This is a genomic window from Butyrivibrio sp. NC2007 (assembly GCF_000421405.1).
Lineage (GTDB): Bacteria > Bacillota > Clostridia > Lachnospirales > Lachnospiraceae > Butyrivibrio.
Map to the genome: position 1 here is coordinate 1 of NZ_ATWY01000033.1, position 21,092 is coordinate 21,092.

Consider the following 21,092-nt stretch of genomic DNA (forward strand, 5'->3'; position numbering starts at 1 on the left):
TACTTTCTTCTGGAAGGCTTGATTATATTGGTTGCGTAAATGTCTAAATATTGACATATGATGTTTAGACCGCTATCCCGGAGACAGGGATTTTAAGATGTGGATGGAATATGAACATTAATGAATTTATCGAAAAATATAATATAGCAATAGTCGCAGAAGCAGATATAGAAAACAAAAGATTTGAGATTATAAAAAGAGATAAAGAGCTTGAATCCTATGATTTGTTTGAGCAACTAATTCTCTTTGGGAATGTTAAGAGTTTAGTTGAAAATGTTGAAGGGCAGATTTTACCAAGAATCTGGACACAAGGAAAATCAAAGTGTATTCTTTGCCAAAAAGCAGAAGGACAAGTGGTTGCTTTGTTTTATGACTGTGAAATGGATGCAAAAGAACACTATCTATACGCAAAAGAGTTAGATGCAATAATAAAAGATATTCAATGTTAGTGAGCTTATTGAAATGGGCATGATAAATAAGATTGTGAGGTAATGACATGACAATTAAAGAAATGGAAGCGAAACTAGCGCATGAAGGCCTGCTAGAGGCGCATGTTGGAATGAACTTAAAGAAGTATGTAAATGGAGAACTTATTTATAGGGATTCTCAATGGGATAATTGTGTGGATGTATTCGGAATATGTAGAGGAGAAGATGGAAGTGATTGCTTCTTTATAACTGAATCCGAAAGGGGAATACCGCTGTATACAGATGTGTATACGACAGAAAGCGAAGCATGTGATGCTCTTATTAAAAAAATTTCCAGGGGAGAAAAAATTTATCAGGAAAAGATGATGAGAAAATGATTTCGGATGGGAAATAGCAGTAAGCTACCAGTGCAAACCAGATTGGCAAATTTTATGATACGTAGGATTGGGAAAGAATAAATATATGAATAATGTACAGTTTGCCTAGTATCATTTGGCGATTTGGGTGTTGATGAAATGGTTTTTATTGCTGATTCATTGGGAGCATTTTTCGTAAACGGTGAGGGTATAGATATTTTTAATAATATTTGGTGAATGATTGAGAATTGTTTCCTTGGTGATAATGCATGGTGGAATATACACCCAGCTAGATTTCCGAATGAACATCAGCTAGGAATTCATCTTCCAGAGTCCTCGGCTAGTATATTATTTAAGTGAGAGGAAAAAATTAAATTCGACCAATTTAAGAAAGAAGAAAATAAGTTTTATAAAGTTAGTGAATCTGAAATAGCTACTTGCAAAAAAGAACTTGGAGAAATCCCGTCTGATTTGATGGATTTTTGGACAAATGTTGGATATGGATTTATCAAGTCAACTAATCATAATATCAATAGAATTCTTGATCCTATATCAGTTGTTGACTTTAGATTGGGACAAGGAGATTTCGAGTTTCTTCCAGATATTGAGCTATATAAAAAGTTTCAGGATAATAAGCTAATATTTTTTGAGGGAAACGAGAGTGCTTATTTATCAATTGGTATATCAGGAGAAATTGTTGGCAAAGTGTTTTATTATGATGTTGAGGTGGCCGGTAGTTTGGAAGAATTCTTGGAAAAAATAATTGTCAATGATATGTATTATATTGACCTATTTGATTGAGTTTAATTTAAATTCGTTTAGTGATGAAAAAACAAGTATAGGGGATTTATTATGTATGGATTTTAACGAGAGCTTAGGACAGTTTGTATGTGAAAAGGATGGCTTGATATTTGCCTGGGACGAGGAACCGGGAGAAGACGTAAAAGATGTTATCAACATGCTTACAGAAAACTATCATTCCCATGTTGATCAAATAGCAGAGTTTATGCTGCCTGACTTACAACAGATGTATGGAGATATAGATATTGAAACTGTTAAAGAGAAGCTGGGCAAACCGGTCATAGATTATGACAATGGAAGAGTTTCATATCTTGAGCAGAGTTTTGATACCATGCACATCTTTGAATTTGAATTCTTAGATGATGCGTTTGAAGAACTGCAGTATTTTTCAATTGATGGTTGATTGGAGTCTTTAACACAAATGGTGCTGGCGGAGAACCAAGAAAACAGCTTCTATGAAGTAAAAGAGGAAGAGCTGGACACACTAAAGAAGATTAAAAAGCTGACTGCTAATGACATGTACTACACAGAATTGATGAAATAAATCTGAGCAAACACGCATATGTTAAACTTGTTTGTACAACTTGAGCAAATATGTGTATGAGAAAAAGGGCATATATTTATGATTAAAGTGGAATCGAATAAACTAAATAAAATTATAAGTTGTTTGAGGGGAATTATCTGCGTAGCAGTAGTTGTTGCCATGGTAATTCTCTTCCGGGATATGTATGAATACTTTTCCGGGGCTTTAGCTAAGATGGCTGCATCTGTAATATACCTGGCCCTTATGATTATTATGATTATGTGTGTTTATACTGCCTTTGATGAAGCAGTTATGTATATGATCGTTGAACGTAAGGAGTTCAGGGTCAAGCATCTTTTCAGAAAAGAAGTCATATATACTTGGGACCAGCTTACCAAATGGAAATGTTATACGCAGTATATACGAAACGGCACAACTAGCGAAAACATTGTTATTTATTTTGACAATAAAACCAAAGTGGAATTTGGTATTAATGCCAACACAAATTTTGAGAGGCTATTGAATCATTTACAAGTACACTTCAAAGAGAAAGAGCAATAAAAGAAAAGGGGCTGAATAGGAGAAGCTATATGGAATTGAAGAGTTTTAAAACACGAAGGAGAGGTATATATATAGTTGGATATGTATCATGTCTTTTGATGATCTTAATAGCCATTTATATGCTTATAGTTATCTATCCGGAGCCTTATATTGAAGGGCCTGTGATATTATTACTGATCTTTCTTTTCTGTTTCATAATATTTTTTGCTGTTCAACACATGACAATTCAGATATCAGATGCAGAGATGATCAGCAAGGTTCTCTTTTTTAAATCCACAATCAGATTTAAGGATGTAAAAGAGTGTTACGTGGTAAATAACAGAATCCTAAGTTTTTATACGTATGATGGCAAAGAACATAAGTATGCGCTATATGCGTATGAAGACCCTGTTGGAATCTGCACAGAGCTTCGTAAGCATATAAAGGTGATAAGCAATATCTGAGGCAAATAAAAAGTGGGGGAGCAAGTATCCTGTAATAATGAATCAGCTGTACTCCGGAGAACTGGAAGCGGCTGAGATTGAAGCTGCTATGAGAGAACTGGATTCGATTGAACAGGAATTGAAGAAGTACCCACCGGACAAGGTTGTTTGGGACATTGAGGATCTATCCAAGCAGCCACCATGGGGATCAAAAATTAGCAGCGACATCACAGATTTGTCCAATTACTTTGTTACCAGTGATGGTGAGAATCTCATTGACGTACTGCGACGCGCCCTGGCAAAGGGATTGGAATTAAAAATGAATGTTAAGATATCAACGCTGTAACTGAGGTTGAAGGATAAGAAAAAAGAGCATTTCCTCAATTTGTACCGACTCCCAAAAGTTAGACCAAAAATCTAACTTTTGGGAGGTCGGCATTTTTATGGCAAAATATGATTTTGAATTTAAGAAAAAGGTAGTCCTAGCATACTAATGAGTATGGTTGCATCTGATTTAAGACTAAACAATTAGGAGGAAAATAAAAATGACCAAGGAATACATAGACAAAATTGAGGAGATAATGGATGATACTGTCATCAAAATCAGTAAAAAACAGCGTAAACAAGTTGAAGAGTTCTTCTTGGCTAACGATATTGAAATTGATGAATGCTATGCATATTTTCTCGAAAATCATGGAAATGACTATGTCAATGACGAATACTGGTTTGACTGTAAGGAGAAAGAAGGATTTGGAGATGATATTTACCAAACAGATATGTTCTTTGGTTTAGAGGAAGATACAGGAAATATAGTTAATGAGAGCAAGCGATATGAGGGAATTATTCCTAGAGATCTTTTCCCTATTGCGGATTTACCGGGCGGAGATTTGGTGTGTATTCAAAAGAAAGGTGGAAAAGTCTGCTTGTGGTTTCATGACGTGGCAGATAAGAATATAAGAATAGTAGCAGACTCTTTTGAAGAGTTTATTATGAGGTTTGAGAGGAATACTGAGAATAAGAAAAATGTTGAGCCTATAAGCTTCTCCTTAGATCCTGAAATTGATAAAAGGTTCAGAGAAGCAGCAAAGAAGTTTCAGAAATGAGCATATAAAAATATTCGTTGCCATATGTCAGTGCAAAGCGGTTAGATGACTCTACTGAGTTTATTCGTATAGGAAATTCACCTGTAGTGACAGTATAATGGTTTTCGAAAATACAATTTTAGAAAAGAGGTAAATGTACCCAAATTCTAAAATGATGAGAAATTTAAATTGTGGTTGACTGAGAATGAGTGGGTAATAGAGTGTAATTTAAACAAGTATAATAATGAACCATGAAACAGGAGGAATTAATACAATGCCACAAATAAACATAGCAACACTTTTGTTGCCGCTTGTAATATCAATAGCGTTGGGATTTATCCCGGGGATTATTGCAGGTAAGAAGGGGTATAATCGGGTAGGATTTACTATCTATGGAGTTTTCCTGTTCCTGCCGGCACTTATTCATTCTCTGATAATTCCTGACGTAATTGATACTACTAAGAAGCAATATAAGGGACGGGCGCTTGGGTACTCAATTCTTGCAACCGTAACACTCATATATGCGACTGCTATTGGAGCGGTTCATGGATTTGACTGGTTGTGGGGATATCTTTTTAACTACGGGAACAAAGTGATCGTTTTTCTTATGCCATTTCTTATATTGGTAGCACTTCTCGGTAGAAAATATATCTTTTCCATTGTTGTGTACTGCGCATTTATAGTCTTACAGATATATGATGTCATCATGCATATTTTGCCTATATTCGGCGGAAGATATGTAAAGATATTTATGCTGGCTCTTGTGCTGACCGTGATAGTAAGCGCTGTTTCAATAGCGGGGATTATCGCAGGAATAGTGCTGACAGTCAAATACGGTGTCAAAGGTCAGGTTATCGAAGCTGGAAAAGGGAAGTTTTTATTTGCGCTTCCGGCAATCCTCCAGTGTATCTCTTTTGTGTTGGACAACATAATAAGCAGGAGATACTTTGTTGACTTTGACCTGATTATCACTATAATAATAGAGATTCTTATGGTGGCTGCAATTTACGCATTAGGTAGATTCTTATACGAAGAAGCCGGATGAGCATTGCGATATGACCAATGAGTTAATATAAATATAAGGGAGTATAAATCAGTGAAAAAGTTTAAGACGGCAGCAGTGTTTCCACTGCTGATAATTACCATGATCATGAGCGTTGCCTGCGCATCTGACAGAGTAGAGGAAACTGTAGCAACAACTACTCAGGTTGAAGAGAATGTTGAACAACCTAAGCAGGAGGCTGTAGCAGAGACTACACAGACAGAGAGTATTGCGACAGACAATGCAGAACAGGAGCAGACCGAAGCGGCTCCAAAGTACGAAGTCGATGAATGGGTTCAGGTGCTTGATACTTTAGTTCCTGCAAATGGCAAGAAATACGATTTCCTTGGTTCCAAGTGGGGAGATAGTATGGATGATGTTAAAAAGGCCATGGGAAAAGAGCCTGATGCAACAAGGGGCGATTCGCAGGTTGGTTATTACTATCCCATCTTCGATTATGACACGATGCTTTCTATTGATGTACGCGATTTTGGCTTCTCTGATGCTAATATAATCATTCGCGAGAAGTCAAAAGATGAGCAGATGAAACTGCTGAATCCTATGAATAAGGCTGCAGCGCAGTTATATGGAGATCCTATTGAGCAGATTAACGGAAGAATAGTGTATGAAACAAAGACGTCTCACGTTGAACTGAGAAGGACAAACGAAACAGTTGAGATATATGTTAACGACATAAACTTTGTTGATGATCCGAATCCCCAGCTATTCAAAGGTGTGAGTTATACCGTTGAATGATAAGAAAAAGAGCATTTCCTCAAATTTGGAGATGCTCTTTTTTAAAATTTGCAACATTTTGGGTTGATGAACTGTTATTAAAGAAGAGGAAGGAGTGGTGACAGATAAATGGTAAAAAATGAGAAAACCGAAAAGCTTAAAATTGGATTTTATCTGTATGTGTTTTTTACGTATGCGCATTTATTTATTCGCATCATAAACTACAGAATGGGCTTTTTGAGTGATCATGCGGATCACGTATTATATACAGCTAAACTTTTGATTTGCATCTTGACAGTGTTTCTACTAAGAAACAAAATTCCGGAAAGGTATCGAGGAGTGCTGCTTATCATGAAGTTCATAATCGCTTTCAGTGTTTGGGAGCTTCTGGTATCGGTATTGGGCACAGACCCGGGGTATGCCTTGGGGCTCACTCTTTTTCTGATTCCGGTGATTGCTAACACCATTCTGGATTTTTTCTTATATTTGGAATTATGTAATAGCGATAAAGACCAAAAGACTTGGGTGACAATCAATGTTGCACTACTTGTGAGTATAGTGCTTAGTACTTATGTTTTAGGATTATTTATTCTTTTGGTATGTCTTGTGTTTGTCAGATTTTTGATGGCTCTGGTGATTGTATTGGCGAGCCCTTTTCCTGATATTGAGGGAAGTGACGTTATCAGTAAATGGAATGTCTGGAGCAAGTTTGCTAACAAGAAGATCAGTAAACGGGTTTGGATTGCGCTTATCGGTGCATATGCTTTTGTTTTGTTCGTGGTTACATTTAACGGCATTCATAAATCAAGAGAGAATAATGTGCTTAAATACGATGATACTGGTATCGCCTGGGACAATAAAGGACATTTCATTGATCAGGAAGGTAATATTGTGATCACAATGCCATGGATAGTTTCCGCGAAAACTTCAACCATGACAAAGGTCTTCAATCCTATTTATGCATTGGTGAAGAGTGGTAAAGGCTACTATCATAAGTATGTCCCTGATTACAAAAGAAGTCTTAATGTGTTGCTGGGAGCTGATGATTCATATATTGCATGGCATAATTCGGATGATAAGTTTTACGAGTTTGATTATTATGATAGCGATGAAATTGAACACAAGCAGTATTTTTATAATCACGTCACAGCTTTTTATTCTGATGTAAAAGGCGGCTACGGACTAGTAAATGATCAGGGGCAGATAATAGTGGAGCCGGTGTTTTATAGTTATAAGTTCAAAAGTCCCAATGTATTGAGAGTGCGTATGCGTAGGACAGGTGAAGAAAATGCATTCACACTGGATGGAAATGAGGTATATGAAAACGAATAGTATAAAGATATTTATTCTTCTGACATTTATACTTGCGATTTCAAGCGCTTTTGCAGGATATGTCGGGACATTACAGAATCAGCATGGTGAGATTATTGATGAAAGAATTGTTATCAACAAGGGAACAGCTGCTAATAAGTCGAAAGTACATCTGTGTGAAGTGACTGAAATTGATGAGAAAGAAATCTGGCTTTCCGAAGAGGATATGATTTATAGAATGCCCGTCGAAGGTAACGAATGGGTGCGCGAAGGTGATAAACTTCTTATGGAATGCAAAGATGATGCACTTGAAGAGGAAGCAGAGAATGTGTACTTTGTTACAGATGGCTTACTATCAAAACTTGAAAGGAGCATAATGTGATATTTAAAAGCAGAAAACTAATTAATTTAATAGCCCTGTTTTCTACTATATTGCTTCTGACAGGCTGTACCGGATCCGCAGATTCAGATCGGACAGTATCAGTGTTGGTTACGGGCCCCAATGATCAGACGACTTCATCGTTTTACAGAATTGTAAAAAATGCAGATGAATTTAAATATGGAGCCATTGTGAAGATGGATGTGAATACTGCGTCAGACACGGTTGTTTACCAGCCGGAAAATGATCGATACATATATGATGTTGTAGAGTGTGGGGACGGTATTCTTTTCGCGCTCACACGATCTGAGAAAGTGCCCGAATATTCATTGATGTATCTTAATGGTGATGAAGAAACAAGACAGGTATTTGATTCAGAACACGAGATGTTGATAGAAAATGTAAACGGTAGAGTGATTGTATCAGATAACTATACCGACAAATATATTTTTGATCCGAATACCTGTGAAATCACAAAGACTGAAATTGATGCTGTAGAGGAAAATATGCTAAACGCAGCATATGGCGCAGTTTCAAGTATGTACTATTCGATGCAGGATGGTACAGTGGCCACACTCCAAAAGGTCTTTGGAGAAGACAGCTTTACCTATAAGGTGGATGACAAAGAGTTACCGATTGAATGCATTTCCGGAGATGAGTTTAAGTACGTCCAGTGGGGAAACATTACAGATAATGCCGGGATAATTTCTGGTGTTGCAGCAGTTCCTGTTTATAAGAACAATCATAGATTAATGGAAGTTGGACTTGGAGGGCTGTCTATTGAAGATGTCAGCAAAGAGTTACTGTTCTCATTGGATGTGACAAGCGGTAAGAGTAAAGTTCTCTTTGAAACTAGCGGCGAACGAATCATTGGTTACACAAATAAAGAAGTATATCTTTATAGAAATAGTTCGGTTTATAAAAGAAATATCGATTCCGGCAAAGAGGAAGAAATAGGAAAGATTTCAGCTAAACGCCAAGCACAATTAGCATTCCGCTGGATTGGAATGAAATTGTTTGTATTTGATAAGTTTGAAGGGACTCTAATAACAACAATACAAGATAAAACCCAAAATGAAGAAGCAATAAAGAATCCAAGCAATAACATGGACGCAATAGCAAAGATGTTTCCTTCATTAGAAGGAGCGCTTGAAACTCAGTGGGAGCAGATCAAATGAGGCAGTGGAGATGACAGAGTCCCCGGTCCTACAGACTACATGTACCAGGGATACATTGTTCTGTCAGATGAGGCAGCTGAGAAGTATGCTTCATCTTATGAATGGAAAGAAGTTGATCCCGATGTGACATTCGAGAGTATTGAAAAGCCTGAAGGTAACTGGAAATATTCATATGACTTTTGTAAGGATATTATTCCCGGGTACTATGGAGGAGCAGCATGGATAGACGGGAACACAATCATCTTTTCTATAACAACAACTTGATAATGGAAGAGCTATAAATTAGCGCTATCATCCCAGCTTGATAATAATTTCCTGATCGTCTGTAAGAGTCGCATCTGCGCACATATCGCCGGCGGTCAATTCGTATTCTCCCTTAAAGCCAGTGAAGTGTACACGGCCGTTTTCGTCAGTCTTTAATGTGGTGTCAGTCCACCACTCGTTCTTCACGAGTCTTTTAAGCATCTCATAAGATGGCTTCTTCGAGAGGTCTTTTCTGAGGAACCCACTTGGTGCATTGAGCCATGCGCCGTCCTTGAAATCCCAGGTTGTAATAGCCTCAACAAGAGGATGTGAAAAGAGAATTCGGTACATTTCCTCGATTTCTCTTGCCTGTCGCTCTTCACCCTCCGGAGTGCTTGGCCATTCATCTACCTGCCAGTCGTTAAGGTCAACGATATGCGCGGGCATGATCTCGCCGGAGATCAGCGTATTCTCCGTGAAGTGGATAGGAAGACCAAAGGATGAGAAACGATCCAGAACTTCTTCCAGTTTCTCTTTTCCCCAGTAGCCCTGATGCTGGTGGGACTGGATTCCTATGGCGCTAATCGGTACACCTGCATTGAGACATCCGTCAATGAGGATCTCGTAGCCTACGGATGTGTTGAAGTCGTTAAGGAGCAGAGTCGCCTCGGGATTACACTCGTGAGCCTTTTCAAAGACTTCGCGGATAAGGCATACTCGCCCCTTCTCCTTGCAGATTCTTGTAATGGCGTTGTCGTACTTATCAAAAATGGGCATGATAACAACTTCGTTGATGACATCCCACATGTCAATAACGCCCTTAAAACCTACGACTTCACGCTCGATTCTCGCAAGCTGCTTTTTTAGTATGGTCTCGTTGTCATATTTCATGAGCCAGTCGGCGCATACAGTGTGCCAACAGAGGGGGTGGCCCTTGACCTTGACGTTTTTACCCTGAAGGTATTTTGCTGTATTCATGAGCACTTCTTTATTTGGCTTACCTTCCTCGGGTTCGTAATTACCCCAGTAAAAGGGAAGCGTTCCGTAATTAAAGATATCGAGCCAACTCTCCGTTATCTCTTTTGTCCTGTCATCATCGTTCATGACGTGTGGGATAAAATCAAAGGCTCCGCAGCCGAATAAAAAGCTGTGGTTAGTCTGCCGGATATGTACCTCTTTATTGGCAATCGGTGCGCCGTTTTTATTTGTAAGAACCAGAACTTTGTTTACTTTTCTGTGTGAAATGCTCATGGTAACCTCCTGCAACCGGGTGAATCATTTTCAGCGTTTTGCTTATTATATGTGATGAAAATGACAGAGTCTCCTTAAATATTGTGCATAGACTAATCAATATATGCGGAAATCATTTGAAAAATAGTGCGTTGATATTCGGCAGGGAATGCAAAAACGTGATACAATAGATTTGTATACGATATGTAAATGGCCTTGGGTTAAAAGGAGAAAGAGCAAATGGTTCTTTATCTAACCGGCAGTTTCATCCCTTATCAGGAGATGGGATCTGTAGAGAAGATTCCACCTGAGGACTGCTATGGCCTTTTTGAGGATATGAGGAGTGAGTGGCCGGAGTCTGCAAGGCTCCTTTATATTCCCTGCGACCCTAAGGCTGCATCAGAGAATGAACATCAGAAGCAGCAACTGCTCAATGCGTTTGAGTTTAAAGAGCTTCCGGTAAGCGAAGTAAAAATACTGGGAGAACAGTCAGGCGATGCTCTGTCGGATATTATTGCGTGGTCAAACGTAATATATCTGGCAGGTGGTCATGTGCCTACGCAGCTGGCATACATGAAGAAAATAGGGCTAAAGGAGGCGCTCCTTGATTACGAGGGCGTTATTATAGGACTTAGCTCGGGATCCATGAATGCGGCTTATAATGTATATCTTTTGCCGGAGCTTGAGGGAGAAGCTGCGGATCCTAACTTTGTCCACTTTTCAGACGGACTTGATCTGACCAATATTGAGATAATACCCCACGCAGATTACATAAAAACCATGAAGATTGATGGCATGGATGTCATCAATGACATTGTGCTGCCTGACAGCTTCGGAAGCAGATTCTATATGATCACCGACGGAAGTTATTTCAAGGTGAAAAATGGCAGGACAAGATTTAAAGGTACCGGTGAAGTTATAGAGGACGGCGTCAGAAGCACGCTTAAAGAAGGGCCTGTCATTCCTTACATGGGCATTTACGAGCAGCCTGTAATAAAGGCTATTCTTGCAGACGGTTTCGACATGGTTGTAACAGTAAACATGAAGAACGAGAACTGCGAGGTTTATTATCTGTGCGAGACGCTATGGGAAGTATTTGAGAGTACCAAGCTCAAATACAGTGATGTTTGCTTCAAACTCTCACAGAAAGTTGTCGAGGAAGAACGTGAAAACTTTCTGAAAGGAATGAAGTTAAAAGAGATCTTCCGCGAGATTGAAGAGAAGGGCAATTTTGTCAGAACCATAAATGTTGAGTCCCCAAGGGGAAGAAGAGCCAAGAATATCAGGGTGAGAAAGGTTCCCGGATATCCCGACTGGCTGCTGTTTGCGTACTTTGATATTACGACTACATTGGATCATGACCTTTTGACAGAAGAATATACAAGATCAGGATTTATGGACAGGGCAAGGCTCTTTATATCCGAGTTTTCCGATCAGGGAGATTACTCCCTTGTCTATACAAATGTTAAGGGCTTTAAGGCGGTAAACGAGCTCTTTGGCGACAACAGCGGAGATATGGTCATCTTCCAGACCAGGGATGTGCTGAGGAAGTATCTTAAGCCTGTTCTTTTGGGGCGTCTTGAAAGTGATCACTTTGCGCTGATAACTGCTGATGAAAACTTAAAAGACAAGAGGCTTAAGGCAGTGTGCAGCCAGACCTTCAAAGTTGAAAACAAGGAATTCAACTATGAGATAAGATGCGGAATCTATTCCATAAAACATTCCGGTGTGGAGATAGGACAGCTCCTTGCAGGGGCCAAGCTTGCCGAGAAGAATATTAAGACTGGAAAAGGAAATCCTCTCTACGCCTACTATGATGACGTTATGAAGGAGAACTATGTAAAGCAGCGATTCCTTCTGGCTGATTTTGAGAGAGCGCTTGATGAAAACGAATTCAAGCCGTATTACCAGCCAATAGTTGATGCCAAGACCGGTGAGATCGTCAGTGCCGAGATGCTTATCAGATGGCGGCACAAAGATATGGGTATGGTTTCTCCCGGCGATTTCATTCCTGTCATTGAAGCCGAGGGTAAGATCCCGTCTCTGGATAACTTTATTATTAAACGGGGCATGGAGTTCATAGCAAGACGCACGGGCAACAAGCAAAGGATTGTTCCCTGCGCCATGAATCTCTCAAGAGTGGATTTCTACGATACCTCTTTTATCGAGAGTATCTTTGACAGGATAAATGCCATGGAGCTCGACCCTACCATGGTAAGGTTCGAGGTTACGGAGTCGGCTTATGCGGATCTTGAAGCAAAGGCCATGGACTATCTTAACAAGATGCAGAAGCAGGGTATAAAGATCCTTCTTGATGACTACGGAAGCGGAATGAGTTCCCTCTCAATGCTGGAGAACTTCAGCTTTGACATCATTAAACTGGATCTGGGCTTTATCCGAAAGATTGGAATCAACGATAAGGCGGAGTCCATTATCATTACAACCATAGGACTCGCCCACATGATAGGCGCCAAGGTTACGGCCGAGGGCGTTGAAACTGAAGAGCAGCTGAAGTTCCTAAGGGACTATGACTGTGATTTTATTCAGGGCTATTATTTCTACAAGCCGATGCCCGAGAAGGAATTCGAGAAAATACTGGATAAATAAATAATGCGCGGTGCACTGTACACCGCGCATTTTTTGACTCTTAAGGACTTGTCACTTTCTCCACGTGACAAAGTTAAAGATGTATGAATTGAAAATTAAATTGCGTACAAATATAATGACCTTACAACAAACGAATGCGTTCGGATTATACACTTGAAATACCGGCAGACGTGTCGGGACGTACCTATCGCATAGGTTGGAAGGGGAAATCCAAATGAAAGAAAAAATACAAAGCTTCGGCCGTTTCCTTAGTGGAATGGTCATGCCGAATATCGGCGCGTTTATTGCTTGGGGTCTTTTGACCGCATTATTTATAGCAACCGGTTGGCTTCCTAATGAACAGCTCAGTTCAATGGTTGACCCGATGATCAAATATGTACTGCCTCTGCTTATAGCTTATCAGGGTGGTAAGATGGTCGGAGGACAAAGAGGAGCAGTTATGGGCGCCATCATGGCAGTCGGTGTTATCTGCGGAACAGATTACGTTATGTTCATGGGCGCAATGATCGCCGGACCTCTTGCCGGATGGGTTATCAAGAAGTTCGACAAGGCAATCGAGGGTAAGATCCCTTCAGGATTTGAGATGCTTGTCAACAACTTCTCAATCGGAATCCTTGGTCTTTTACTTGCAATCGTTGGATTCTATGTAATCGGACCTTTCATGGGCGGAGTACTTGCAGTTCTTAACGGTGGTGTAGACTTCCTTGTAAGCCACAGCATTCTGCCTCTTGTTTCAATATTTGTTGAGCCTGCTAAGGTTCTTTTCCTTAACAACGCTATTAACCACGGTATCTTCACTCCTCTTGGAGCAGAGCAGGTTAGCCAGGCCGGAAAGTCAATCTTCTACATGATCGAGACAAACCCTGGTGCAGGTACAGGCGTACTTGTTGCTTACTGGCTCTTTGCTAAGGATAAGGTAACAAAGGATTCAGCTCCCGGAGCACTTATAGTACATCTCCTTGGTGGTATCCACGAGATCTACTTCCCATATGTACTTATGAATCCACTTCTTCTCCTTGCTACAATCGGTGGATCAGTAGCAGCCATGATCTTCAACACAGCATTTAAGCTTGGTCTTGCAGGACCTCCATCACCCGGATCAATTTTTGCTTATGTTGGAATGGCACCTAAGGGATCAACCTTCATGGTTCTTCTCTCAGTAGTAGTTGCAGCAGCTGTTTCATTTGTTATCGCAGCTCCTATCATCAAGCTTTCAAATGCAAAGCAGTCTCTTGAGGAGTCAACAAACCAGATGAAAGAGATGAAGGCTGAGTCAAAGGGTGTTGCAGCAAGCGAAGTGCAGACAGTAGCTGACACACTTGTAAACACTGCAGCAGCAGATGTTAAGCACATCGTATTTGCCTGCGATGCAGGAATGGGATCATCAGCAATGGGTGCAACAGTACTCAGAAAGAAACTCGCTGATGTCGGAAGAAGAGATATCGAAGTAACACACGCTTCAGTTTCTGAGATTCCTGAGGGAACTCAGATAGTAGTAACTCATCAGGATCTTGCAGCAAGAGCAAAAAAGAGCGCTCCAAACGCAAGACTGATAACAATCAGCAACTTCATGTCTGCTCCTGAGTATGATCAGCTCGCTGAGGAACTCAGAGCATAAGACGGAGATTAAATGGAACTTACACCTCGCATTAGACAAATCTTAATATATTTGTTGGAAGCAGAGCAGTCGGCGACAGATTCGGAAGTCGCTGATGCTCTGGGTGTAAGCAAGCGCACTATTTTAAGGGAAGCGGATTACATCTCGAGTATTTTAAAGAGCTATGATCTGACCCTTGTAAGAAAAAAGGGCGAAGGATCTTTGATAGTCGGCGACGAAAGCAAAAAGGCCGAGCTTTTAAAGATCGTAAAAGCCCGCAAAGAACAGGTGATATCCGACAAGGACCAGAGAAGGAATCTGCTTAAGCTTGAACTTCTTAGAAATCGCGAGCCTCAAAAGCTCTTTTACTACAGCGATATGTTCGGAGTGAGTGAAGCTACCATCAGCACGGACCTTGAAGCCATCAGTGAATGGGCAAGCGAGTGCCACCTGGATATCATAAGAAAACCCGGCTACGGGATCATGCTCTCAGGAAGTGAAAAGAGCTATCGAATAGCGATGCAGCGCTACGTCACTGAGAACATGAAGAGCAAAAAAGTCACGGTAGAGGGAGATAATATCTATCTTCTTATGAATGAAGAGATACTCTCTGAAGTGGAATCGGTTTTGGAAAAACTTGAAGAACCGTATCTGAATCTTTTGACCAACGATGCATTTGTGGGGCTTTTGGTCCACCTTGCAGTTGCGGTTGAGAGAATAAGCCAGGGCGAGCTTGTGGATGAGCAGACCTACGATGCAAGATTTGACAAGGGGTATGACATCGCCAAGAATATCGCAACGGCACTTGAGAATGAGTTCTCCATTGAGATTCCGGAATCGGAAGTTAACAACATACTGCTTCATATAAACGGAGCAAAACTTAATTACACCAGCGAAACCATCGGCGAGAGCGGCATTAATACCGATGAACTTATGGTAATAATCGATGGCATGATAGATGTCTTTGACCCGGAACTGGCAAGGGAACTTAAGGTTGATGATGACTTCATTAGAGGCCTTATGGTACATCTTGAGCCGGCTCTTTACAGGATGAAGAACGACATGACTATCAGCAATCCGCTGCTTTTGCAGATAAAGCAGGAGTATCCGGAGGTGTTTGAAAAATGCGAAAAGGCAGCAGAGGTAATTGGGGAAAAGACAGGTCTTGTTGCTAACGAGGCCGAGATCGGCTACCTCGCAATGCACTTTGGAGCAGCAAAAGAGAGGATCGACTCAAGAAAGCGTAAGAAGCGCACGGTAACGATAGGTGTCATCTGTGCCAGCGGATTTGGGGTAGCGCAGCTGATGATGGCCAAGCTAAAGAGTCACTTCTCGGACTGGGACATCGTGCTAAAGGCATACGGTGTTGATGAGATCACGCAACATACCGTATCCAGAACAGACTTTTTTATATCAAGTATAAATGTGGATGACCTGGGCGTTGACTATTGCCAGGTTAGTCCCCTGATCACAAACAGAGATGTTTTGCAGATCAGCGTTAAGATAGACGAATATGCATCAATGCCGGCAAGGCAGGAAAACAATGACTTCACAAGGCAGCTTGATGAGATCAACAACGTTATTACAAGGGTGAAAGGTGTTATCAGAAGGTATCATCACCTGATAGTTTCAAAAGATACGACCCTTGAATCACTGATCAAACTTTTGGCTACAGATATTACTGACACACCAAGGGCAGCAGCGGTACTTGCGGCGGACATCATCGCAAGAGAACAGGTTATGAGCCAGCTCTTTCCGGAGATTGGGATAGCTCTTTTCCACTGCAGGTCAAAGGCGGTAAAAGAGTGTCAGATAATAACAGGGGGACTGGGAGGAGAAAGCTCTTTTACAGATCCAAAGCTAAATGGCATTAAGGCAGTGCTCTGCATGACAATGCCGATAGATGAGCACAGGCAGCAGAATGCTGAGATGCTTGGACGGGTGTCCGGAGCCATCATTGAGGACGAGAAGTTTCTTGAGGTTCTCAAAGGGGGAGATGAAGAAGGCATTCAGGACAAGCTACAGGAGATACTAAGGGCCTATTTTAGTGAACAGTTAGGCGCGTTTTAAACCGGAGGTACACATGATACTGGAAACTAAGAATATCTTTATAAATCAGGCAAGCGGTGAAAAGGAAGATATCATAAGAAGAATCGGAGATATCTTTGCATCACAGGGGTATACAAATGAGTATTACACTCAGGCAATGCTGGATAAAGAGAAGGTGTTTAATACATATATTGGGAATGAGGTAGCAATACCTCATGGTATTGAGGAAGCTAAGAAACATATTTTAAAGACAGGACTTGTACTCATGACATTTCCTGAGGGTCAGGACTGGGGCGCTCCCGAGAAGGTTAAGGTTGTTATCGGGATCGCAGCGGTTGGAGATGAGCACCTTGATGTGCTCCAGAAGATCGCAATGACATTCTGCGACAAAGCAGGTGTTGAGAAGGTTTTGACCATGAGTGAACAGGAAATCAGTGAGCTTTTTGAAGGAGAGGAATAATGAAAACCAGAGCAGTTAGAATGTACGGAGAAATGGATCTTAGACTTGAGGAGTTTGAGCTCCCCGAGATCAAGGACGATGAGATACTTGTTAAGGTAATCAGTGACAGCATCTGCATGTCAACATATAAGCTTGCCAAGCAGGGCAAGAAGCATAAGAGAGCACCTCAGGATATCGATGTAAATCCTATCATCACAGGACATGAGTGCTCAGGTGTTATCGTTGAAGTTGGCGATAAGTGGAAGGACAAGTACAAGGTAGGCGATAAGTGGGCGCTTCAGCCTGCACTTAACTACCAGGGCAAGCTTGATTCTCCCGGATATTCATATCGTTTCTGCGGCGGAGATGCTACTTACTGCATCATGCCTCACGAAGTAATGGAGCTGGATGCTCTTCTTCCTTACAACGGCGAGAGCTTCTACCAGGCATCTCTCGGAGAGCCTATGAGCTGCATCATCGGTGGATATCATGCAAACTACCACACCAACAAGCAGAATTACAACCACGCTATGGGAACAAAAGAGGGCGGAAACATCCTTATCATGGGTGGCTGCGGACCTATGGGTCTGGGCGCTGTAAGCTATGGCCTTCGTTTCGAGAACAAACCTAAGAGAATCGTAGTAACAGATCTTGATGATGCCAAGCTTGCAAGGGCAGCACAGGTTATCAGCCCTGAGTTTGCAAAAGAGAAAGGCATCGAGCTTATATACTTCAATGCGTCAGGTGATGATGCGGAGCAGAAGCTCATGGACATCACAGAGGGACACGGATATGACGACGTATTCGTTTATGTTCCTGTAAGAAGCGTTGCCGAGATGGGCGACAGACTTATGGCGTTTGACGGCTGCATGAACTTCTTTGCAGGTCCTACAGACAACCAGTTCAAGGCTGACATCAACCTCTACAATGCTCACTATACAAGCACTCATATTCTGGGTACAACAGGCGGAAATAATGATGACCTCTTAGAGGCTCTTCAGCTTGCTGCCAAGGGAGAGATCAATCCCTCAGTTATGGTTACTCACATCGGAGGACTTGACGCAGCAGCAGAGACTACCTGCAATCTGCCCGGAATTCCCGGAGGTAAGAAGCTGATCTATACACAGATCGATATGCCTCTTACAGCAATTGATGATTTTGAGAAGCTTGGGGAGAGCGATCCTCTCTTTGCAAAGCTTAATGAGAGCTGCAAGGCTCACCAGGGACTTTGGAACCCTGAAGCTGAAAAGATTCTTTTCGAGCACTTTGGAGTAGAGATTTAATTTTTTAGTAACGTGATTTATGGCATCCCGGATCGGATGTGCATGCAGGAGGCTTTATATGAAGGTATTTGATTATACTGTAAAAGACCCCGAGGGGATCCATGCACTTCCGGCAGGAGGTCTCATAAAACTCGCCGGCACGTTTAACTGCAGCATTACAGCGCAGGGGAACGGCAGCAGCGTTGACCTTAAGCATCTGTTTGGCGTTATGTCTCTTGGCATTAAATGCGGAGAGACTATCACCATCACCTGCGACGGCGAGGACGAAGAAAGAGCAGAAGCAGCTCTTTTGAGATACATGCAGGATAATCTTTGATGCCAACAGGCCTCACCCTCTAATAGTATCCTTTTTTTCCTCTTTAATAAATCATTAAGGCACCGACTTCCTCACACTTCGTCGGTGCCTTAATGGCGTGTTTATGGTATTATTTAGTTGGATATGGGAAACTTTGATATTCAGGAAGAGTTAAAAAAGCTCCCGAAGAACCCGGGAGTCTATATCATGCGTGATGAGAACGATACCATCATGTATGTCGGAAAAGCCATAAACCTGCACAACCGTGTCAGGTCTTATTTTCGTGCAAATATTGGTCGCGGACCTCAGATTGACCGCATGGTTAAGCAGATCGCGAGGTTTGAATATATTGTTACGGACTCAGAGCTCGAGGCTCTGGTTCTGGAGAACAACCTTATTAAGGAGCATTGTCCGAGGTACAATACGCTTCTTAAGGATGACAAGACTTATCCTTATATAAAGGTGACCGTTGCAGAAGATTATCCGCGAATTCTCTTTTCCCGCCTTATGAAGAAGGACAAGTCAAGGTACTTCGGGCCATTTACAAGTGCTGCGGCGGTTAAGGATACGATTGAACTGATAAATAAGTTGTATGGGCTAAGGACCTGCAATCGCGTACTGCCGAGGGACATCGGGCTTGAGAGACCTTGTCTTAATTATCACATGAAGCAGTGCTGCGGACCTTGCAACGGACATGTGACCAAGGAAGAGTATCGCGAGAGGATCGACAAGGCGCTGGATTTCCTTAATGGCAATTATTCTGTGATCCTGAAGGATCTTCAGGAGAAGATGGAGGCTGCTTCCGAGGAGCTTGATTTCGAGAATGCAGCAAGATACAGGGACCTTATCGCCTCGGTCAAGGTGGTGGCACAGAAGCAGAAGATGACTGATTCCTCCATGGAGGATAAAGATATAGTAGCGATTGCGGCGGATGATAAAGACGCCGTTGTTCAGGTGTTCTTTGTCAGGGATGGAAGGCTGATAGGGCGCGAGCACTTCTACATGACGCATGTTTCGGATACGCCCAAGGAGGAGATTCTTGGGAATTTCGTCAAGCAGTTCTACGCCGGAACGCCGTTTATTCCGAGGCAGCTTCTGCTTCCCGATGAGATCGAGGACATGGACATCATCGAGAAGTGGCTGACCCAGAGAAAGGGAAGCCGTGTGTATATCACCGTGCCTGAGCGTGGCCAGAAGGAGAAGCTCATGGAGCTTGCTGCCCAGAATGCAGAGCTGGTTCTCTCCAAGGACAAGGAGAGGATCAAGCGCGAGGAAGGCAGGACCATCGGCGCGGTCAAGGAGATTGAGAGTCTGCTCGGAATCAAGGGACTGACCAGGATGGAGGCCTACGATATTTCCAATATCAGTGGTTTTGCCAATGTAGGTTCCATGGTTGTCTATGAAAAGGGCAAGCCCAAGAAGAGTGATTATCGTAAGTTCAGGATCAAGACCGTTGCAGGTCCTGATGATTATGCATGCATGAAGGAGGTTCTGACCAGAAGACTCCTTCACGGAATAGAGGAGCGCCACGACCTGGAGGTCAGGGACATTGACGCTCAGTACGGAAGCTTTACCAAGTTCCCGGATCTTATCCTCATGGACGGCGGACGCGGACAGGTCAACATCTGTCTTCAGGTCCTTGAGGAACTTGGCATCACCATTCCCGTCTGCGGAATGGTCAAGGATGACAACCACAGGACAAGGGGTCTCTACTATAATAATGTAGAGCTTCCCATCGACACCAGATCCGAGGGCTTTAAGCTCATCACCAGGATCCAGGACGAGGCTCACCGTTTCGCCATCGAGTACCACAGATCCCTTCGCAGCAAGGCCCAGGTCAAGAGCTCTTTAGACGACATCCCGGGCATCGGCCCTGCAAGGCGCAAGGCCCTCATGAAAGCCTTCAAATCAATTGAGGATATCCGGCAGGCTTCAGTTGAAGACCTCAGCGCCGTACCCGAGATCCCTCTCAGTACCGCGCAGCAGATCTACGACTTCTTCCACACCGAAGGAGTCACCGGGGACGTTTCAGATTGACTCATTTTGAGACACCGGGGACGTTTCAGTTTGACTCATTTTGAGACACCGGGGACGTTTCAGTTTGACTCACTTTGAGACACTGGGGACGTTTCACTTTGACTCACTTTGTGAGTCAAGGGGATGAGTCAAGGGGACGGTTCTTGTGACTCGCTATGCGAGTGGGGCAGGCGTAAGTGTATATAGGCCCGCCGCCATGGGATTGTAGCTCACATAAATACCGGACCCAAGGGCTGCCCGGGCGCCAAAGGGCGGCGCCCAGCGTACTGTCCCTTGACTCCGGTATTTATATGAGCGGTCGGTCACTAAGGCGGGCCGGTAAGATGGGGCACGGGTTATGCAGAGACTATGACGTTTATCTTGAATTGATGAGGAGTACATCACAAAGGATCTGTAGTCTGGTAGTTGTTATGTCGAAGAAATTTTAAGGATGGAATTTTCTACATATAGCAGAAAAAGTGTCCTTTGGGCATAGAAAATATTTGAGACGAAAA

23 protein-coding genes are annotated in these 21,092 nt (G+C 42.3%); 22 read left to right on the forward strand and 1 reads right to left on the reverse strand.

Annotated features, from left to right (window positions below; all coding sequences use genetic code 11):
- Positions 1-110 precede the first annotated feature (110 nt).
- The 15 genes from G632_RS0117360 (at position 111) to G632_RS0117430 (ending at position 9,082) form a co-directional block, all read left to right on the forward strand.
- Positions 111-449 carry a hypothetical protein gene (locus G632_RS0117360; protein ID WP_022770794.1) on the forward strand — a complete coding sequence of 113 codons (339 nt, stop codon included), beginning with the start codon at positions 111-113 and terminating at the stop codon, positions 447-449.
- 47 nt (positions 450-496) lie between these two features.
- Positions 497-805 (forward strand): hypothetical protein, encoded by a 309-nt coding sequence (locus tag G632_RS0117365; protein WP_022770795.1) that lies wholly within the window; start codon positions 497-499, stop codon positions 803-805.
- Positions 806-1,153: 348 nt separating this feature from the next.
- Entirely contained in the window at positions 1,154-1,585 is a 432-nt protein-coding gene (locus G632_RS0117370) for an SMI1/KNR4 family protein (protein ID WP_026512681.1), read from the forward strand.
- A 55-nt stretch (positions 1,586-1,640) separates the two neighbouring features.
- Entirely contained in the window at positions 1,641-1,988 is a 348-nt protein-coding gene (locus G632_RS0117375) for a hypothetical protein (RefSeq protein WP_022770797.1), read from the forward strand.
- A gap of 18 nt (positions 1,989-2,006) precedes the next feature.
- Positions 2,007-2,129: a hypothetical protein gene (locus G632_RS22455; RefSeq protein ID WP_022770798.1), complete on the forward strand. Its 123-nt coding sequence runs from the start codon at positions 2,007-2,009 to the stop codon at positions 2,127-2,129.
- Positions 2,130-2,207: 78 nt separating this feature from the next.
- A complete protein-coding gene (locus tag G632_RS0117385) occupies positions 2,208-2,669 on the forward strand; it encodes a hypothetical protein (protein WP_022770799.1) in 462 nt (153 codons plus the stop codon).
- A 29-nt stretch (positions 2,670-2,698) separates the two neighbouring features.
- Positions 2,699-3,112, forward strand: a complete 414-nt coding sequence (locus G632_RS0117390; RefSeq protein ID WP_022770800.1) for a hypothetical protein — start codon at positions 2,699-2,701, stop codon at positions 3,110-3,112.
- Positions 3,105-3,437 carry an Imm70 family immunity protein gene (locus tag G632_RS20645; protein ID WP_278246628.1) on the forward strand — a complete coding sequence of 111 codons (333 nt, stop codon included), beginning with the start codon at positions 3,105-3,107 and terminating at the stop codon, positions 3,435-3,437. The genes G632_RS0117390 and G632_RS20645 overlap by 8 nt, the downstream gene beginning before the upstream one ends.
- A 199-nt stretch (positions 3,438-3,636) precedes the next feature.
- Positions 3,637-4,194 (forward strand): SMI1/KNR4 family protein, encoded by a 558-nt coding sequence (locus G632_RS0117400; protein WP_022770802.1) that lies wholly within the window; start codon positions 3,637-3,639, stop codon positions 4,192-4,194.
- Between the two features lie 253 nt (positions 4,195-4,447).
- The gene (locus G632_RS20650) at positions 4,448-5,218 is read left to right on the forward strand and encodes a hypothetical protein (RefSeq protein WP_022770803.1); all 771 of its coding nucleotides are present in this window, start codon (positions 4,448-4,450) and stop codon (positions 5,216-5,218) included.
- 51 nt (positions 5,219-5,269) lie between these two features.
- Positions 5,270-5,971 (forward strand): hypothetical protein, encoded by a 702-nt coding sequence (locus G632_RS0117410; protein ID WP_022770804.1) that lies wholly within the window; start codon positions 5,270-5,272, stop codon positions 5,969-5,971.
- A 108-nt stretch (positions 5,972-6,079) separates the two neighbouring features.
- Complete coding sequence (locus G632_RS0117415; RefSeq protein ID WP_022770805.1) at positions 6,080-7,282, forward strand: hypothetical protein; 1,203 nt, start codon at positions 6,080-6,082, stop codon at positions 7,280-7,282.
- Entirely contained in the window at positions 7,269-7,643 is a 375-nt protein-coding gene (locus G632_RS0117420; RefSeq protein ID WP_022770806.1) for a hypothetical protein, read from the forward strand. Before G632_RS0117415 ends, G632_RS0117420 begins: the two co-directional genes overlap by 14 nt.
- Positions 7,640-8,818: a hypothetical protein gene (locus tag G632_RS0117425; protein ID WP_022770807.1), complete on the forward strand. Its 1,179-nt coding sequence runs from the start codon at positions 7,640-7,642 to the stop codon at positions 8,816-8,818. Before G632_RS0117420 ends, G632_RS0117425 begins: the two co-directional genes overlap by 4 nt.
- A gap of 39 nt (positions 8,819-8,857) precedes the next feature.
- The gene (locus G632_RS0117430; protein ID WP_022770808.1) at positions 8,858-9,082 is read left to right on the forward strand and encodes a hypothetical protein; all 225 of its coding nucleotides are present in this window, start codon (positions 8,858-8,860) and stop codon (positions 9,080-9,082) included.
- Positions 9,083-9,109: 27 nt separating this feature from the next.
- Here the strand turns inward: G632_RS0117430 and G632_RS0117435 are convergent, their stop codons facing one another.
- Positions 9,110-10,312: an endo-1,4-beta-xylanase gene (locus G632_RS0117435; protein WP_022770809.1), complete on the reverse strand. Its 1,203-nt coding sequence runs from the start codon at positions 10,310-10,312 to the stop codon at positions 9,110-9,112.
- 219 nt (positions 10,313-10,531) lie between these two features.
- On the opposite strand from G632_RS0117435, the gene G632_RS0117440 reads away from it, so the two are divergent.
- From G632_RS0117440 to uvrC, 7 genes are all read left to right on the forward strand, one after another.
- A complete protein-coding gene (locus G632_RS0117440) occupies positions 10,532-12,898 on the forward strand; it encodes an EAL domain-containing protein (RefSeq protein WP_022770810.1) in 2,367 nt (788 codons plus the stop codon).
- Positions 12,899-13,112: 214 nt separating this feature from the next.
- On the forward strand, positions 13,113-14,516 hold the full coding sequence (locus G632_RS0117445; RefSeq protein WP_022770811.1) for a PTS mannitol transporter subunit IICB: 1,404 nt from the start codon (positions 13,113-13,115) through the stop codon (positions 14,514-14,516).
- Positions 14,517-14,528: 12 nt separating this feature from the next.
- Positions 14,529-16,565 (forward strand): PRD domain-containing protein, encoded by a 2,037-nt coding sequence (locus G632_RS0117450; RefSeq protein ID WP_022770812.1) that lies wholly within the window; start codon positions 14,529-14,531, stop codon positions 16,563-16,565.
- A 13-nt stretch (positions 16,566-16,578) separates the two neighbouring features.
- Positions 16,579-17,004 carry a PTS sugar transporter subunit IIA gene (locus G632_RS0117455; RefSeq protein WP_022770813.1) on the forward strand — a complete coding sequence of 142 codons (426 nt, stop codon included), beginning with the start codon at positions 16,579-16,581 and terminating at the stop codon, positions 17,002-17,004.
- Positions 17,004-18,266 (forward strand): zinc-binding dehydrogenase, encoded by a 1,263-nt coding sequence (locus tag G632_RS0117460; protein WP_022770814.1) that lies wholly within the window; start codon positions 17,004-17,006, stop codon positions 18,264-18,266. Before G632_RS0117455 ends, G632_RS0117460 begins: the two co-directional genes overlap by 1 nt.
- A 58-nt stretch (positions 18,267-18,324) precedes the next feature.
- The gene (locus G632_RS0117465; RefSeq protein WP_022770815.1) at positions 18,325-18,582 is read left to right on the forward strand and encodes an HPr family phosphocarrier protein; all 258 of its coding nucleotides are present in this window, start codon (positions 18,325-18,327) and stop codon (positions 18,580-18,582) included.
- Positions 18,583-18,705: 123 nt separating this feature from the next.
- Positions 18,706-20,598 (forward strand): excinuclease ABC subunit UvrC, encoded by a 1,893-nt coding sequence (gene uvrC / locus G632_RS0117470; protein WP_022770816.1) that lies wholly within the window; start codon positions 18,706-18,708, stop codon positions 20,596-20,598.
- Positions 20,599-21,092: the final 494 nt, after the last annotated feature.